Below are 13,807 nucleotides of genomic sequence, written 5' to 3'. Positions count from 1 at the left end.
GCGCTGCAGACGGAGCGCGACAGGGCGGCCGAGGAGTTGCGCCGGCAAGAGGAAGAAGCGCGGCAGAAAGCCGAGGCGGAGGCCAGGGCGAAAGCCGAAGCAGAAGCGCAGGCACTGGCGGAAGCCGAGGCAAAAGCCAAGGCCGACGAAGAGGCGAAGGCGAAGGCGGAAGCCGACGCCAAGGCGCAGGCCGAAGCGGACGCCAAGGCGAAGGCTGATCAACAGGCGAAGGCCGAGGCCGAGCAGCGGGCTGCGGACGAGGCGGCCAAGGCGCAGGCCGAGGCCGATCGCAAGAAGGCGGAGCAGGCGAAGCTGGAAGCAGCACGCAAGGCGGCTCAGCAGGCGCCAAAGGCGGACCAGTCACTCCCCGGCGTCAATGACGGTTCGAGTCCGCCGCCGGCCAAGCCGAAGGCCAATCCGTTCACGATCGACAATCTGTTGAAGTCGCTCGACGGCGGTTGAGCTTTCCGCCGCAGGCGCGGCGGAGCTGGTCCCCAGCACAGGGATTTGACCGGTCGGCTCTGTAAAGCGCGTCGCAATCTTTCAGATTCGCTCCATGCGCTTTAGGTTTTTGATTTTGCGCATGTCTTTATCCCGAAACCGGGTCCCACTTTCGGGAGACATGCTTTAACGTTGGCAGGGGGCAAGCGTTGGAGATCGGCCGAAACGCCCATCGCGATCGTTGTTGGGGCGGCTTCAAGCAATCCCCGGTGATCCGGTTTAAAAGCAACCCTCAGGATGCAGCGCCGCCGCGTTTCGCCCAGGCCAGCACATAGAGCCTCAGCGCCGACGACAGGTTCGCGTCGCGGGTGCGCGTCTCGTCGATCTCGGCGACCAGGGCCGCGAGCGACAGCGAACGCTGCGCGGCGATGGCGACGAGGTCGTCGTAGAAGGGTTGCTCCAGGGAAAAGCTGGTGCGGTGACCGCGGATCGTTACCGAGCGTTTTTCGACCGCGGCCATTGCAGGACTCAGCGCTTGCCGGGGTCGTCGGGCTTTTCCCGGCGATGGCCGGCCATGAATGTCTCGGCCTTCTCCGATGTCAGCCGGTCGCGCTCGCGCTCCGCCTTCGAGCGGCCGTGCAACGCCCGGTTCTCGCTCGCTTGGCGTTCCTTCTCGGTGCGCGCTTTCTGCTTGCGGGCCTGGCGGAGATTGACGACCTCGCCCATGGCGCCGGACTACTTCTTGCGGAAGGCGTCGAGCGAGACGACGTCGGCGCCTTTGCCGCCGGTCTCGGCGACCGCCGGCTTCTTCTCGGCCTCGGTGGCCTTCTTCTTGGTTTCCGGCTTCTTCTCGGGAACGACGGCGATCGGTTCAGGCGCCGGAGCGGCGGCCTCGTCTTCCACGCTCTCCGTCTTGACGTCGAATTCGAGCTCGAAATTGACCGACGGATCGTAGAAGCCGCGCACGGCGGAGAAGGGGATCTCGAGCTTTTCCGGAACGTCGGAGAAGGAAAGTCCGACCTCGAAGCCGGCATCCGTCACCTTGAGGTCCCAATACTGAAACTGGATGACGATGGTCATCTGCTCCGGATAGCGCTCGCGCAACCGCGACGAGATGCGCACCCCCGGCGCGCCGGTCAGGAAGGTGATGAAGAAATGATGATTGCCCGGAAGGCCGGTGCGCGCGACCTCGGCCAGGACCTTGCGCATGACGCCGCGCAGAGCCTCCTGGGCCAGAATGTCGTAGCGGATATGGTCGTCGGCCATGTGATGGTCGGGTTCCGTTGAATCGTCCGCATAGCTGTAATGAAGCTTGGGCGCGGCGTAAACCGCATATAGGCGCAAAGCGGTGAGGCCAAGAGGGGCGCCAGTGATTTGATCGCTCAGGCGTGGGCGAGCGCGGCCTGTTTGCCGGCTGGCGACTTCTTCCTGGCAAAGGCGCTGAGGAAGGTCCGCACGCCGTTGGTGGCGGAGCGCAGCACCTCTTCCTCGGTTGGCGTGCCGCCCAGCATGAACGTGATCTGAAGCTCGGCGTTGACGAGGGCCAGGAACTGACGCGCCGCGACGTCGGGGTCGCCGATCGAAAGATGTCCGGCAAAGGCAAGCCGGGCGAAGCGCGCGGCAAGCGCCGACCAGGTGCGGCCAGGGCCTTGTTCGCGCCATTCGGCAAACAGTTCCGGATAACGCTCGCCTTCGGCCTGGATCAGCTTGCGCAGGAAACGGCCATCGCGGTTGCAGATGCAATTGCGGTTCATACGCACCGCGAAGGCGATCAGGTCGGCCTCGATGTCGGTGGGCTGGTCGGGGAAGCTGGCGATGGTGGCGAAGATGCCGGCATTGCAGCGCTCCGTCAGGTCGCGCACGACGGCGACGAAGAGGTTTTCCTTGTCGCCATGATGGTTGTAGACGGTCTGCCGCGATACGCCGGCCTCGGCCGCGATCAGGTCGATATTGGCGCCGGCATAGCCTTCGCGGCAGAAGACGGAAGCGGCTGCATCCACCACCGACACGCGCTTGGCCTCATGGCTGCGTGGCGGGAAAGTGTCAGGAGAAACGCCGTGCCTCATGGAAATCTATATAGCGGTGATTGACGAATTGGACAAGCCTGTCTAAATTTGTGGACACAACGAAGGGAAATCCCGCTGGAGAGACGAATATGTTCGCCTGATAGGGCGAATGAATTCACTCTGATTGTAGGATTCCACGCGGGATGGAACGTCCTGGATTCAGACGCCGGTATTGCGGCGGCAACCAGATCCGAAAAGAGCCTTTATCATGAGTCCCAAATTCCTCCGCATCGCGGTCGTGCTCGGCTTGTTGTCTGCGATCGGCCCGTTTGCGATCGATATGTATCTTCCCGCGCTGCCTTCGATCGGCCAGGACCTGCATGCCGGCACCGCCGCCGTGCAGATGAGCCTTCTGATCTTCTTCCTGTCGATGGGTTTCGGTCAGATCGTCGTCGGGCCGATCTCCGACATGGTCGGCCGCAAGGCGCCGCTTTATGCCGGCCTCGCGCTGTTCATGGTCGGCGGCGTCGGCTCGGCCATGGCGCCGAATATCGAGTGGCTGATCGCCTTCCGCTTCCTGCAGGGCCTCGGCGCCAGCGCCGGTATGGCGGTGCCGCGCGCCATCGTGCGCGACCTGCACACGGGCAATGAGGCTGCCAAGCTGATGTCGCTTCTGATGCTGGTGTTCTCGGTGTCGCCGATCCTGGCGCCGCTGACCGGCAGCCAGATCATTGAAAGTTTCGGCTGGCGCGCCGTGTTCTGGACCGTCACGGGCGCGGCTGCCTTGGCTACCATCCTGCTTGCCACCTCCCTTAAGGAGACGCGGCCGGTCGAAGAGCGCGCTGGCTCGTCCTTCGGGACGGCGCTTGCCGGCTACCGCTACCTGATGGGCGACCGCAATTTCCTGGGCCTTGTGGCGATCGCCGGCTTCGGCATTGCGAGCTTCTTCGTCTATCTGTCGAGTTCGTCCTTCATCCTGATCGACCATTACGGTCTGTCGCCGTCGGCCTACAGCGTGTTCTTCTCGATCAACGCGGTTGCCTTCATCGGCATGTCGCAGCTGACCGGGATGCTCGCCGACCGCTTCGGGCTGAAGCGCGTCGTCTGGGTGGCGGTCACCGGCTATGCCACAATCATGGTGGCGCTGTTCGCGATCATGGCTTCGGGCGTCGACCGGCTCGACGTGATGGCGGCGCTGCTGTTCATCGGCTACGGCTTCCTCGGCCTCGTCATCCCGACCACTTCGGTGCTGGCGATGGAGGAGCATGGCGAGATCGCCGGCACGGCCTCGGCGCTGATGGGCACGCTGCATTTCGCCATCGGCGCGCTGGCGATGGGAGTCGCCGGCATCTTCTTCGACGGCACGCCGCTGCCGATGGTGGCTGGCATTACGCTCTGCGCGGTGATCTCGTTCACGCTGGCCAAGCTGACGCTCGGCCGCGCGCGTGAAGCGGTCGAGGCGCCGGCGGAGTAAAGCGCCTCGAAACAACCCGAAAAAGGCCGGCTTGCCCGGCCTTTTTATATCTGTCGCAAAGCCGCTTGATCGATGACGAAGCGCACCCGCTCTTCGACCGAGGCAAGAGGTAAAGGCACCAGTTCGTGGCCGAGCTCCGCATATACGCCGGTCACCGAGCGGAATGTGCGTTCGGCCTCCTCCAGCGTCTGCTTGCGCTCCTCGTCCTGGGTGAAAATCTCCGGCCAGGGCGGCGTCACGAAGACGCGGCGCGCGTAGCGGAATTTTTCCGCAGCGCTGGCGACATGATTCGGCACCGGCAGGCCGCAGAGCCTGAGATAGCCGATCGTATCGGGCGCGCCGCGGTCGAAGAAGACCGGGCCGGCTTCAGCATGGGCGGCGCGCCAGGAGCGCAGTTCCCACGACAGCATCAGCTCGGCAAAGAACCCGCGGTCCTGCCAGGGAAGGGCAGGGCCGCCGATGGCCATCTGGTCGCGGATGATGCCGCGCCCGGCTTCGGGGGTCGTCGCGAAACCCTTGGCCTGCAACGCTTCGATCAAGCTGGTCTTGCCGGAACCGGGGCCTCCGGTCAGCACGAAGAATCGATCGGAATCGTTTTGCATCGCTTATCCATGGATGTTGGGCGGCAAGGCCGTGCCGCGCATCAAAGCGCCGGACGAGCCTTGGCCGTTCGATTGATTGGGAAGAAGCAAAAAGGGGAAGGTGGAGGTTTCTGTTGCCAGGTACCTCCGAACCCCGCCTAGAAGTGCGAACCGCTAGGGCTTGATTTGAAGCGTTCGCGCCGCATTAAGCAGCGAGACGAGCTTCCGCATAGTTGTCGTTGGCAACTATAAGTTTAGCCCGATGACGGTGGTACAATGCCGGGCAAAAGTACGATCTTTACACCTTCGTCGATCCTATTTCGCCCCCAGCAAAAGCCGCTCTGTCAGCCAGAGCGGTTTTTGGTGGAGGCGCCGGGTACCGCCCCCGGGTCCGAACGGCTTATTTCATCGCCTGTTTATCGCCATAGTCGGTCAGGCCGACGAAGCGAATATAGGGACCGATGAGGAAAAAATAAAGGCCAAACCGGCGCCTATCCGGTTATGCCAAACTGTGCAGCCAAGGGTTGACTTGCGCGCCCACTCAATCAAATCTCGCTCCCGGTGAGGAGTCTCTGACCTAGCGCAAAGGTTGCGCGACGCGCCACAACCCTCATCGACCGGATTCGTGGCGCCGACGAGGGGAAGTTCGATGGCCGACTATCTTGCGGATGTGAAGAAATACGATGCCGGCGCCAGCGCCGACGCGGTCGATAAGATCGTCAAGCATTTGGGTATTGCGCTCAGGAACCGCGATTCCTCGCTGGTGTCCTGCACCGACCCGAAGGAACTCGATCGCGTTCGCGAGAATTGGATCGGCAAGAAGCTCGGCATCGCCGATGCCGCAAAGGCGAATGCCTCGATCGAGAAGACCTGCAAGGCCATGCAGGCGGACAACACCAAGAGCCGCGTGACCTTCTACTACCTGGTTGCCAAGGATCTCGGCAAACTCGGCTCTCTCTGAGTCCTGGCCACACGGCAGCCGGCACGAAACCGTGCCGACACCGTGGGCTTTTGGGTGCGACCCGCATCCGCAGCCGCTTTGCGGTGTTCGACCGGGTGTCGGTCGGGTATGATTGGCTGTAACCCGAATCGAGGCGGAGCCGATGCGCCAATATCTCGACCTGTTGAAGCATGTGCTGGAGAACGGCAGCGACCGTGGCGACCGTACCGGAACCGGTACGCGCTCGGTGTTCGGCTACCAGATGCGCTTCGACCTTTCGCGCGGCTTTCCCGTCACGACCACCAAGAAGCTGCATCTGAAGTCGATCATCCACGAGCTTCTGTGGTTCCTGGCCGGCGACACCAACATCAAATATCTCAACGACAACGGTGTCACCATCTGGGACGAATGGGCCGACGAGAACGGCGATCTCGGCCCGGTCTATGGCAAGCAGTGGCGCTCATGGCCGGACGGACATGGCGGGGAGATCGACCAGATCGCGGGCCTTTTGAAGGAGATACGCCGGAATCCCAACTCGCGCCGGCTGATCGTCTCGGCCTGGAATCCGGCCGAAGTCGAGGCGATGGCGCTGCCGCCCTGCCACTGCCTGTTCCAGTTCTATGTTTCGGAAGGCAGGCTCTCCTGCCAGCTTTACCAGCGCTCGGCCGACATCTTCCTCGGCGTGCCGTTCAACATCGCTTCCTATGCCCTGCTCACCATGATGGTGGCGCAGGTGACCGGGCTGAAGCCGGGCGACTTCGTCCACACGCTGGGCGACGCGCATCTTTATTCGAACCATTTCGAGCAGGCGCGCGAGCAGATGCGGCGCATGCCGAAGGCTCTGCCGACGATGTGGATCAATCCGGAGGTGAAGGACCTGTTCGCCTTCCGTTTCGAGGATTTCCGCCTCGAGAATTATTTCGCGGACGCGAATATCAGGGCGCCGATCGCGGTTTAACTCGCTCAGTCGATGCCGACCATGACATCCGAGGCCTTGATCACCGCTTAGGCCTGCTTGCCCGTCTCGAGCGCAAGGTCGGCGACCGCCTCATTGGTGATCGATGCGGTGACGATTACGCCGCCGCCGATGTCGATCCTGACATGCGAGGTGGTCGCTCCCTTGACGATCTCGGTGACCTTACCATTCAGGATATTGCGGGCGCTGATCTTCATGCGTGTCTCCTTGAGCAGCGCTGTTTCCGATTTATCGTAGACCGGGACCATGCCGGCCCACGATGCCACGACAGGCGAAAAGCCTTTCCTTGTTATGTTCATCCGGATATATCGGTCTGAGGCTTCGAGCCGTACGGATTTTGAAACTAGGGAGAGACTTCATGACGGGCACGGGTTTCGGGTTGAAGGCGATCGCTATTGGAGGTTTCACGGCAATGCTGATGGCGGCGGTGACGGCGGCACGTGCCGACGACAAGGTCGTCGTGTTTGCCGCGGCAAGCCTCAAGGACGCGCTCGATGCGGTCAACAAGGCCTGCGAGCCGGAAGTCGGCGAGGCCGCCACCATTTCCTACGCGGCAAGCTCCGCCCTGGCCAAGCAGATCGAAGGCGGCGCGCCGGCCGACGTCTTCGTGTCGGCCGACCTCGACTGGATGAAATATCTCTCGGACAAGAAGCTGACCAAGCCGGACACCGAGGTGAAGCTGCTTGGCAACCAGATCGTGCTCGTGGCGCCGAAGGATTCCACGGTCGAGACTAAAGTCGAGAAGGGCTTCGACCTCGCCAAGCGGATCGGTGACGGCAAGCTTGCCATGGGCGATTTCAAGGCCGTGCCGGCCGGCAAATACGGCAAGGCGGCGCTGGAATCGCTGGGCGTCTGGTCGTCCGTCGAGGGCAAGGTCGCGCAGGCCGAGAATGTGCGTGCAGCCTTGAAGCTGGTGTCGACGGGCGAGGCGGCGCTGGGCATCGTCTACGCCACCGACGCGCATGCGGAGAAGGGCGTCAAGGTCGTCGGCACCTTCCCGGAAGATTCGCATCCGCCGATCATCTACCCGATTGCCCAGATCGCCGATTCGAAGGACAAGGATACGGCTGCCTTCCTGAAATGCGTCGAATCGGCCAAGGCTGCCGAACTCTTCAAGGAGCAGGGTTTCACGGTGCTCGCGCCGAGCAACTAAGAGAGATCGCGCAAACGCTGACATGAACTGGCTGTTGGACCTCACTCCCGACGAATGGAATGCGGTCCGGCTGTCGATCAAGGTGGCGACGGTGGCAATGATCGCCAGCCTGCCGCCCGGCATCCTGCTTGCGCTGCTGCTGGCGCGAGGGCGTTTCTGGGGCAAGACCCTGCTCAACGGGCTGGTGCATCTGCCGCTGATCCTGCCGCCGGTGGTGACGGGCTATCTGCTCCTGCTCACCTTCGGCCGGCGCGGGCTGGCCGGCGCCTTTCTGGCCGAGCATTTCGGCATCGTCTTTTCATTCCGCTGGACAGGCGCGGCGCTGGCCTGCGGCGTCATGGGCTTTCCGCTGATGGTACGGGCGATCCGGCTGTCGATCGAGGCCGTCGACCGCAGAATCGAGGCGGCGGCCGGCACGCTTGGCGCCAATCCGCTCTGGGTGTTCGCCACCATCACGCTGCCGCTGATCCTGCCCGGCCTGATTGCCGGAGCCATCCTTTCCTTTGCCAAGGCGATGGGCGAATTCGGCGCCACCATCACCTTCGTCTCCAACATCCCCAATGAGACGCAGACTTTGCCCTCGGCGATCTACACCTTCACACAGGTGCCCGGCGGCGATGAGGGCGCGCTCAGGCTGACGCTGATCTCGATCGTCATCTCGATGGTCGCGCTCGTCGCCTCGGAGGTGCTGGCGCGGCGCGTCGGCCGGCGGATGGACATCGAATGACGCTCTCGGTCGACATCCGCCATCGCCTGGGCGACTTCGCCGTGGAAGCGCGTTTCGACAGCGCCGGGCGGCTGACGGCGCTGTTCGGGCCTTCCGGCTCGGGCAAGTCGACGCTGATCAACCTGATCGCGGGGCTGATCCGCCCGGACAAGGGCCGCATTGCCGTCGATGGGCGGGTGCTGGCCGATACTGAAGCGCGGATCTTCGTGCCGATGCACAGGCGGCGGATCGGCATGGTGTTCCAGGATGCGCGGCTGTTCCCGCATATGAGCGTCGCCGGCAATCTGCGCTATGGCCGCTGGTTCACGCCGGCTTCCGAGCGCTACGCCAAGATGGATGCGGTGGTCGAGCTGCTCGGCATCGGTCATCTCCTCGACCGGCGGCCGGCGAAACTGTCGGGCGGCGAGAAGCAGCGCGTCGCGATCGGCCGTGCCCTGCTTGCCAGCCCGAAACTTCTTCTGATGGACGAGCCGCTCGCCTCGCTCGACGAGGCGCGCAAGGCCGAAATCCTGCCCTATATCGAACGGCTGCGCGACGAGACCAAAATCCCGATCGTCTATGTCAGCCATTCCGTCGCGGAGGTGGCGAGGCTGGCGAGCGACGTGGTCGTGCTATCGCAAGGCAAGGTGGCGGCCGCGGGCCCGACCGAGGCGATCATGCAACGGCTCGACCTGTTGCCGGCGGAGGAGCGCGGCGAGGGCGGGGCGGTGCTCGACACCAAGGTTCTGCGCCACGACGAGGCATTCGGCATGACGGTGCTGACCTCACCGGCCGGCGAAATCCGGGTGCCGAAACTGGCGATGGCAGCGGGCGCTCCGGTGCGCATTCGCATCCGCGCCCGCGACGTCATGATCGCGACCGAGCGGCCGGCAGGTCTCAGCGCGCTCAACATTCTGGCGGGAACGATCACCGCTGTCAGGCCGGGCATCGGGCCGACCGTGGAAATCGCCATCGACTGCAATGGCGCGATCGTGCTGGCGCGGATCACCGAACAGTCCAAACACACCCTTCGTCTGGCGCTCGGCCAGCAGGTCTTCGCGGTGATCAAGACGGTGAGCTTCGACAGCGCGACGACCGGGGCGGGGCTGCCGGTTGAGGCGGATGGTTGACGAACGGGCCAGATCGCTATGTTGATTTGGAATAGCGATCTGGCGGCGGAGAGGGTAATCTTGGCATGATCGCGGAGGATAAGGCATGCCATCGTTGAGCCTGCGGATAAATCTCGACCCCGACGGCCGGATCGGCCCCGGCAAGATTGAGCTCTTGGAGCAGATCGCCGCCTTCGGCTCGATCTCGGCTGCGGCGCGCGGCATGGAGATGTCCTACAAGCATGCGTGGGATCTGGTCGAGGACATGAACCGCGTGTTCGGCAAGTCGCTGGTCGCCGCGCAGACCGGCGGCAAGAAGGGCGGCGGCGCGCAATTGACATCGGTGGGTTTGGCGGTCGTCAGCCGTTTCCGGGCCATAGAGCGGGCCGCGTCATCGGCCGCGGCCGTCCATATGCAGGCGCTGCAGGCGGAGATCGATGCCGGATGAAGGGCAGTAGGGCAGTAGGGCAGTAGGGCGATAGGGCAGTAGGGCAGTAGGGTGTGACGTCCCGGCTTGCGCATGCGATGTGCGCGCCCCTATTGCCTTACTGCCCTACTCCCTTACTCCCCTGATTTCCTCAGCAGATAAGTGTCCATGATCCAGCCCTTTTTCCGGCGGGCTTCCTCGCGGACCTTCTCGATCTTGGCACCGACATCGCCTAGGCGTCCGGAGATGACGATCTCATCCGGCGTGCCGAGATAGGCGCCCCACTGGATGAAGACATCCTTGTCGGCCAGCGTGTTGAAGGCGCATTTGCCGTCGAGCATGACTATGGTCGAGCCGGCATTGGCCGGCAGGCCTTCTTCGGTCAGCCGGCGGCCGGTGGTCACCAGGATCGAATCGCCGATGCGGTTGAGCGCGGTCGCGTGGGCGGCGGCCAGCGCCTGGATCGCAGTGATGCCGGGGATGACTTCGAGCTCGAAACCCACATTGCCCCTCAGGCGGACGCGCTCGAGGATGCGCAGCGCGCTGTCATAAAGCGACGGGTCGCCCCAGATCAGGAAGGCGCCGCAACCGTCTTCGGCAAGCTCGTGGCGGATCAGGGTCTCGTAGATTTCGGCGATCGCCTCGTGCCAGTCGTCGACGGTTGTCCGGTAGGACGATGTCGGCTCGGCCCTGACCGGCACCTCGAATTCGACGCGGCGCGATTTAGGGTTGGTGACGAAGCGGTCGCAGATCTGCCGGCGCAGATCGGCGAGATCGTTCTTCTTCGCCCCCTTGTCGGGGATGAACAGCACGTCGGCGCGGTTCAGGCCGTTGATGGCCTGGACCGTCATGTGATCGGGATTACCGGCGCCGATGCCGATGACGAGAAGCTTGCGCATGGCGATCTCCTGCCTGATCGGCGGCTCGGTGTCCAGAAGTACCCGTATCCGGTGACGAAGGGCTTTGAAACGCTATCTTGAAACGGGTAGATGGAAGAGCGCATCCGGCTGGTCCCGGTATAGCGGCACAGAGGAGGGGTCGATGTTACGCACCATACTGACCGCGGCGCTGGCGATCATGGCCGCTCCGGCCCTCGCCAACGATTCCGTCGCCGAACTCGGCACCGGCGGCCTGATCCTGTCGCGCAGCGATGCCGTCGCCATGCAAAGCGAGGACCTTTTCATCTCGCCGGAGAAAGTCACGGTCGACTATGTCTTCCGCAACAACACCGACAAGGATGTCAGCTCCATCGTGGCATTCCCGATGCCCGACATCGAAGGCGATCCCAACGAGATGCCGGCGATCCCGGAGGCGCAGAGCGACAATTTCCTCGGCTTCGAGGTGACGATTGACGGCGTCGACGCGAAGCCTCAGCTTGAGCAACGGGCGTTTGCGCTGGGCATCGACATCACTGCCGACCTCAAGGCCCAGAGCGTGCCGCTCTATCCGTTCGGCGATGCTGCCAAGGCGGCGCTGGCGAAACTGCCCAAGGATGTCACCAAGGACTGGGAAGACCGCGGCATCATCATCGAGGATACGGCCGATGACGGTTCGGGCATGCAGACCGCCTATGTGCCCTTCTGGCAATTGCGCTCGACCTATTGGTGGCGTTCGACCTTCCCGGCCAACAAGGAAGTTCATGTCTCGCATCGCTATAAGCCAAGCGTCGGCGGCACCTCCTCGGTCAGCTTCTTCTCCGATGGCCAGTTCCAGAGCCCGCAATACGAGACTTACAAGACCCGCTACTGCATGGATCAGACGTTCGAGAACGTGGTGCGCAAGGCGGCCAAGGCGAATCCGGACGGTTCTCCAAAATATTACGAGAGCCGGATCGCCTACGTCCTCACCACGGGGGGCAACTGGGCCTCCGGCACCATCGGCAATTTCAAGCTGACGATCGACAAGGGCAGCCCCAAAAACCTCGTCTCCTTCTGCGGCGACAATGTCAAAAAGGTCGGACCGACGACATTCGAGATCACCGCGAAAGATTTTTATCCCGAGCGCGACATCGACATCCTGCTGCTCGAGCCGTCCGACAATGGCGGGAACGGCGGCTGATGGATATCGCGATCTATGTCGCCATCGCCGAAAACGGCGTGATCGGCCGCGAGGGCGGCCTGCCGTGGCGGCTTTCCACCGATCTCAAGCGCTTCAAGGCCGACACGATGGGCAAGCCGATCATCATGGGCCGCAAGACCTATGAGGGCATCGGCCGGCCGCTGCCCGGCCGGCTCAACATCGTGGTGACGCGCGACAAGGCCTGGCGCGCCGAAGGCATCGAGGTCGCCCATTCGCTGAGTGATGCGATCGCGCTGGCCAAGGTGCGCGGCCGCTGCATGGCGGGAGCGGAGGAGATCTGCGTGGTCGGTGGCGGCGAGATCTATGCCCAGGCCTTGCCGCTGGCGGACCGGCTGCATGTGACGCATGTGCTGGCCAGCGTCGATGGCGACGCGCATTTCTCTCCGATCGACCCGAGCATCTGGCAAATCGTCAGCGCCGAGGATTTCCCCGCCGGCGAGAAAGACAGCCACGCCACGCGTTATACGGTTTACGAGCGCCGACGCGACGATCGTTGACGACGACAAAGGGTCGCTACCGATCCAAATCGCATGGGGACGATGGCCCATCGCGTTGAAAGCGGATCGACGCGTCCCTATAGAAGAACGGTGTTGCAGCGGTCCGCGTCCAACCGGACGCACAAGAGGTTGCCGTAATACTTTGATTTTGGCGCCTGATTCCGTTTCGAAAACCGATATGGGTTTTCTGGGTCTTGCGTTAGGATTGCGCCGCAAGGCCTGAGCGAACCGAAGCGAAAGGACATTCATGCCCTGGAACGACAAGAGCGGCGGCGGCGGCCCATGGGGCGGCGGCGGCAATCAGGGACCCTGGGGGCAGGGACCGAAAGGGCCAAGCGGACCGCAGGGTTCCCCGCCCGATCTAGAGGACATCATCCGCCGTGGCCAGGACAGGCTGCGGCGCGCGCTTCCGGGCGGCGGCGGCGCCAGCCCGGCGGTGCTCGGGCTCATCGCTCTGGCGCTCGTCGTGCTGTGGGCCTTCAAGGCGATCTATACCGTGCAGCCGGACGAGGTCGCCGTCGAGTTGCGCTTCGGCCAGCCGAAGACCGAGCTGTCCCAGCCGGGCCTGCATTTTCACTGGTGGCCGATCGAAACGGTCGAAACCGCCAAGATATCCGAGCAGCTCGTCAGCATCGGCGGCGGCGCGAGCAGCGGCTCCGGGCTGATGCTCTCGGGCGACCAGAACATCGTCAACGTTCAGTTCTCGGTGGCATACCAGGTTTCCGATCCCAAAGCTTACCTGTTCGACGTCTCCGATCCCGACGGTATGCTGGCGCAGGTCGCCGAGAGCGCGATGCGCGAAGTCGTCGGCCGGCGCCCGGCGCAGGATATTTTCCGCGACGATCGCCAGGGCATCGCAACCGCGGTGCGCGAGATCATCCAGGGCACGCTCGACGGCTACAAGACCGGTCTCCAGGTGAACGCGGTCTCGATCGAGGACGCCGCACCGCCGCGCGAGGTCGCCGATGCGTTCGACGAAGTGCAGCGCGCCGAGCAGGACGAGGACAAGTTCGTCGAGCAGGCCAACCAGTATTCCAACCAGAAGCTCGGGCAGGCGCGTGGCCAAGCGGCGCAGATCCGCGAAGACGCGGCCGCCTACAAGAACCGGGTCGTTCAGGAGGCGGAAGGCGAGGCGCAGCGCTTCATCTCCGTCTACAACGAATATGCCAAGGCGCCCGACGTCACGCGCAAGCGCCTTTATCTCGAAACCATGGAGAGGATCCTGAAGGACTCGAACAAGGTCGTCGTCGAGCCGGGCAACGGTCAGGGCGTGCTGCCTTACTTGCCGCTGCCGGCATTGCAGCCGAAAGCGCCGCCGTCGCCCCTGGGCGCCACTACGGGAGGTAACCAGTGATGGCCAACCGTCTTCCCATCGTCGCCGTCATCGCGGCTGTCCTCCTGTTCCTGCTCTATTCCGC

Annotated in this window: 17 protein-coding genes, 1 other RNA gene and 1 pseudogene; 11 read left to right on the top strand and 8 right to left on the bottom strand. The window is 63.5% G+C overall.

Annotated elements, in window-relative coordinates; genetic code table 11:
* Positions 1-462, top strand: a pseudogene (locus EOA28_RS08630) (AsmA protein); the annotation flags it as partial.
* A gap of 271 nt (positions 463-733) precedes the next feature.
* On the opposite strand, the gene EOA28_RS08625 reads toward EOA28_RS08630, so the two are convergent.
* The 4 genes from EOA28_RS08625 to EOA28_RS08610 all read right to left on the bottom strand — a co-directional run bounded on the left by EOA28_RS08625 (position 734) and on the right by EOA28_RS08610 (position 2,507).
* Complete coding sequence (locus EOA28_RS08625) at positions 734-961, bottom strand: ribbon-helix-helix domain-containing protein (protein ID WP_127252902.1); 228 nt, start codon at positions 959-961, stop codon at positions 734-736.
* Positions 962-969: 8 nt separating this feature from the next.
* Positions 970-1,167, bottom strand: a complete 198-nt coding sequence (locus EOA28_RS08620) for a DUF4169 family protein (protein ID WP_042644097.1) — start codon at positions 1,165-1,167, stop codon at positions 970-972.
* Between the two features lie 9 nt (positions 1,168-1,176).
* On the bottom strand, positions 1,177-1,707 hold the full coding sequence (locus EOA28_RS08615; protein WP_127252903.1) for an SspB family protein: 531 nt from the start codon (positions 1,705-1,707) through the stop codon (positions 1,177-1,179).
* A gap of 116 nt (positions 1,708-1,823) precedes the next feature.
* A complete protein-coding gene (locus EOA28_RS08610; protein WP_128314811.1) occupies positions 1,824-2,507 on the bottom strand; it encodes a TetR/AcrR family transcriptional regulator in 684 nt (227 codons plus the stop codon).
* A gap of 208 nt (positions 2,508-2,715) precedes the next feature.
* Between EOA28_RS08610 and EOA28_RS08605 the strand changes: the two genes are divergently transcribed.
* Positions 2,716-3,921 (top strand): multidrug effflux MFS transporter, encoded by a 1,206-nt coding sequence (locus EOA28_RS08605; RefSeq protein ID WP_127252905.1) that lies wholly within the window; start codon positions 2,716-2,718, stop codon positions 3,919-3,921.
* A gap of 44 nt (positions 3,922-3,965) precedes the next feature.
* Here the strand turns inward: EOA28_RS08605 and EOA28_RS08600 are convergent, their stop codons facing one another.
* Both EOA28_RS08600 and ssrA read right to left on the bottom strand, forming a co-directional pair.
* A complete protein-coding gene (locus EOA28_RS08600; protein WP_127252906.1) occupies positions 3,966-4,523 on the bottom strand; it encodes an AAA family ATPase in 558 nt (185 codons plus the stop codon).
* 99 nt (positions 4,524-4,622) lie between these two features.
* Positions 4,623-4,983, bottom strand: a transfer-messenger RNA (tmRNA) gene (gene ssrA, locus EOA28_RS08595).
* Positions 4,984-5,151: 168 nt separating this feature from the next.
* Here ssrA and EOA28_RS08590 point away from each other — a divergent pair.
* On the top strand, positions 5,152-5,463 hold the full coding sequence (locus tag EOA28_RS08590; RefSeq protein ID WP_042644091.1) for a DUF2853 family protein: 312 nt from the start codon (positions 5,152-5,154) through the stop codon (positions 5,461-5,463).
* A 142-nt stretch (positions 5,464-5,605) separates the two neighbouring features.
* Complete coding sequence (locus EOA28_RS08585; protein ID WP_127252907.1) at positions 5,606-6,400, top strand: thymidylate synthase; 795 nt, start codon at positions 5,606-5,608, stop codon at positions 6,398-6,400.
* A gap of 47 nt (positions 6,401-6,447) precedes the next feature.
* On the opposite strand, the gene EOA28_RS08580 is transcribed toward EOA28_RS08585, so the two are convergent.
* Positions 6,448-6,615, bottom strand: coding sequence for a TOBE domain-containing protein (locus EOA28_RS08580; RefSeq protein ID WP_128314810.1), 168 nt, complete (start codon positions 6,613-6,615; stop codon positions 6,448-6,450).
* Positions 6,616-6,776: 161 nt separating this feature from the next.
* On the opposite strand from EOA28_RS08580, the gene modA reads away from it, so the two are divergent.
* The 4 genes from modA to EOA28_RS08560 all read left to right on the top strand — a co-directional run bounded on the left by modA (position 6,777) and on the right by EOA28_RS08560 (position 9,834).
* Entirely contained in the window at positions 6,777-7,571 is a 795-nt protein-coding gene (gene modA / locus EOA28_RS08575) for a molybdate ABC transporter substrate-binding protein (protein ID WP_128314809.1), read from the top strand.
* A 22-nt stretch (positions 7,572-7,593) separates the two neighbouring features.
* Positions 7,594-8,298, top strand: coding sequence for a molybdate ABC transporter permease subunit (modB, locus tag EOA28_RS08570; RefSeq protein WP_127252910.1), 705 nt, complete (start codon positions 7,594-7,596; stop codon positions 8,296-8,298).
* Positions 8,295-9,407 (top strand): molybdenum ABC transporter ATP-binding protein, encoded by a 1,113-nt coding sequence (gene modC / locus EOA28_RS08565; protein WP_127252911.1) that lies wholly within the window; start codon positions 8,295-8,297, stop codon positions 9,405-9,407. Before modB ends, modC begins: the two co-directional genes overlap by 4 nt.
* Positions 9,408-9,492: 85 nt before the next feature.
* A complete protein-coding gene (locus EOA28_RS08560; protein ID WP_128314808.1) occupies positions 9,493-9,834 on the top strand; it encodes a winged helix-turn-helix domain-containing protein in 342 nt (113 codons plus the stop codon).
* A gap of 113 nt (positions 9,835-9,947) precedes the next feature.
* Here the strand turns inward: EOA28_RS08560 and cobF are convergent, their stop codons facing one another.
* Positions 9,948-10,712 (bottom strand): precorrin-6A synthase (deacetylating), encoded by a 765-nt coding sequence (gene cobF, locus EOA28_RS08555; RefSeq protein WP_126082047.1) that lies wholly within the window; start codon positions 10,710-10,712, stop codon positions 9,948-9,950.
* Positions 10,713-10,854: 142 nt separating this feature from the next.
* Between cobF and EOA28_RS08550 the strand changes: the two genes are divergently transcribed.
* From EOA28_RS08550 to hflK, 3 genes are all read left to right on the top strand, one after another.
* Positions 10,855-11,871: a DUF4424 domain-containing protein gene (locus EOA28_RS08550; protein ID WP_128314807.1), complete on the top strand. Its 1,017-nt coding sequence runs from the start codon at positions 10,855-10,857 to the stop codon at positions 11,869-11,871.
* Positions 11,871-12,389 carry a dihydrofolate reductase gene (locus EOA28_RS08545; RefSeq protein WP_127251559.1) on the top strand — a complete coding sequence of 173 codons (519 nt, stop codon included), beginning with the start codon at positions 11,871-11,873 and terminating at the stop codon, positions 12,387-12,389. The genes EOA28_RS08550 and EOA28_RS08545 overlap by 1 nt, the downstream gene beginning before the upstream one ends.
* Positions 12,390-12,636: 247 nt before the next feature.
* On the top strand, positions 12,637-13,743 hold the full coding sequence (gene hflK / locus EOA28_RS08540; protein WP_127251560.1) for an FtsH protease activity modulator HflK: 1,107 nt from the start codon (positions 12,637-12,639) through the stop codon (positions 13,741-13,743).
* The last annotated feature ends 64 nt before the right edge of the window (positions 13,744-13,807 follow it).

It is taken from the genome of Mesorhizobium sp. M2A.F.Ca.ET.067.02.1.1 (assembly GCF_004023285.1).
GTDB lineage: Bacteria > Pseudomonadota > Alphaproteobacteria > Rhizobiales > Rhizobiaceae > Mesorhizobium.
Note: the sequence above shows the minus strand (reverse complement) of the source record. Positions and strands in the feature narration are given on the sequence as shown.

Bases quoted from the DNA above. Each gene is read 5' to 3' on its own strand.
- EOA28_RS08625 (WP_127252902.1), bottom strand. From the start codon at position 961: ATGGCCGCGGTCGAAAAACGCTCGGTAACGATCCGCGGTCACCGCACC.
- EOA28_RS08620 (WP_042644097.1), bottom strand. From the start codon at position 1,167: ATGGGCGAGGTCGTCAATCTCCGCCAGGCCCGCAAGCAGAAAGCGCGC.
- EOA28_RS08615 (WP_127252903.1), bottom strand. From the start codon at position 1,707: ATGGCCGACGACCATATCCGCTACGACATTCTGGCCCAGGAGGCTCTG.
- EOA28_RS08610 (WP_128314811.1), bottom strand. From the start codon at position 2,507: ATGAGGCACGGCGTTTCTCCTGACACTTTCCCGCCACGCAGCCATGAG.
- EOA28_RS08605 (WP_127252905.1), top strand. From the start codon at position 2,716: ATGAGTCCCAAATTCCTCCGCATCGCGGTCGTGCTCGGCTTGTTGTCT.
- EOA28_RS08600 (WP_127252906.1), bottom strand. From the start codon at position 4,523: ATGCAAAACGATTCCGATCGATTCTTCGTGCTGACCGGAGGCCCCGGT.
- EOA28_RS08590 (WP_042644091.1), top strand. From the start codon at position 5,152: ATGGCCGACTATCTTGCGGATGTGAAGAAATACGATGCCGGCGCCAGC.
- EOA28_RS08585 (WP_127252907.1), top strand. From the start codon at position 5,606: ATGCGCCAATATCTCGACCTGTTGAAGCATGTGCTGGAGAACGGCAGC.
- EOA28_RS08580 (WP_128314810.1), bottom strand. From the start codon at position 6,615: ATGAAGATCAGCGCCCGCAATATCCTGAATGGTAAGGTCACCGAGATC.
- modA (WP_128314809.1), top strand. From the start codon at position 6,777: ATGACGGGCACGGGTTTCGGGTTGAAGGCGATCGCTATTGGAGGTTTC.
- modB (WP_127252910.1), top strand. From the start codon at position 7,594: ATGAACTGGCTGTTGGACCTCACTCCCGACGAATGGAATGCGGTCCGG.
- modC (WP_127252911.1), top strand. From the start codon at position 8,295: ATGACGCTCTCGGTCGACATCCGCCATCGCCTGGGCGACTTCGCCGTG.
- EOA28_RS08560 (WP_128314808.1), top strand. From the start codon at position 9,493: ATGCCATCGTTGAGCCTGCGGATAAATCTCGACCCCGACGGCCGGATC.
- cobF (WP_126082047.1), bottom strand. From the start codon at position 10,712: ATGCGCAAGCTTCTCGTCATCGGCATCGGCGCCGGTAATCCCGATCAC.
- EOA28_RS08550 (WP_128314807.1), top strand. From the start codon at position 10,855: ATGTTACGCACCATACTGACCGCGGCGCTGGCGATCATGGCCGCTCCG.
- EOA28_RS08545 (WP_127251559.1), top strand. From the start codon at position 11,871: ATGGATATCGCGATCTATGTCGCCATCGCCGAAAACGGCGTGATCGGC.
- hflK (WP_127251560.1), top strand. From the start codon at position 12,637: ATGCCCTGGAACGACAAGAGCGGCGGCGGCGGCCCATGGGGCGGCGGC.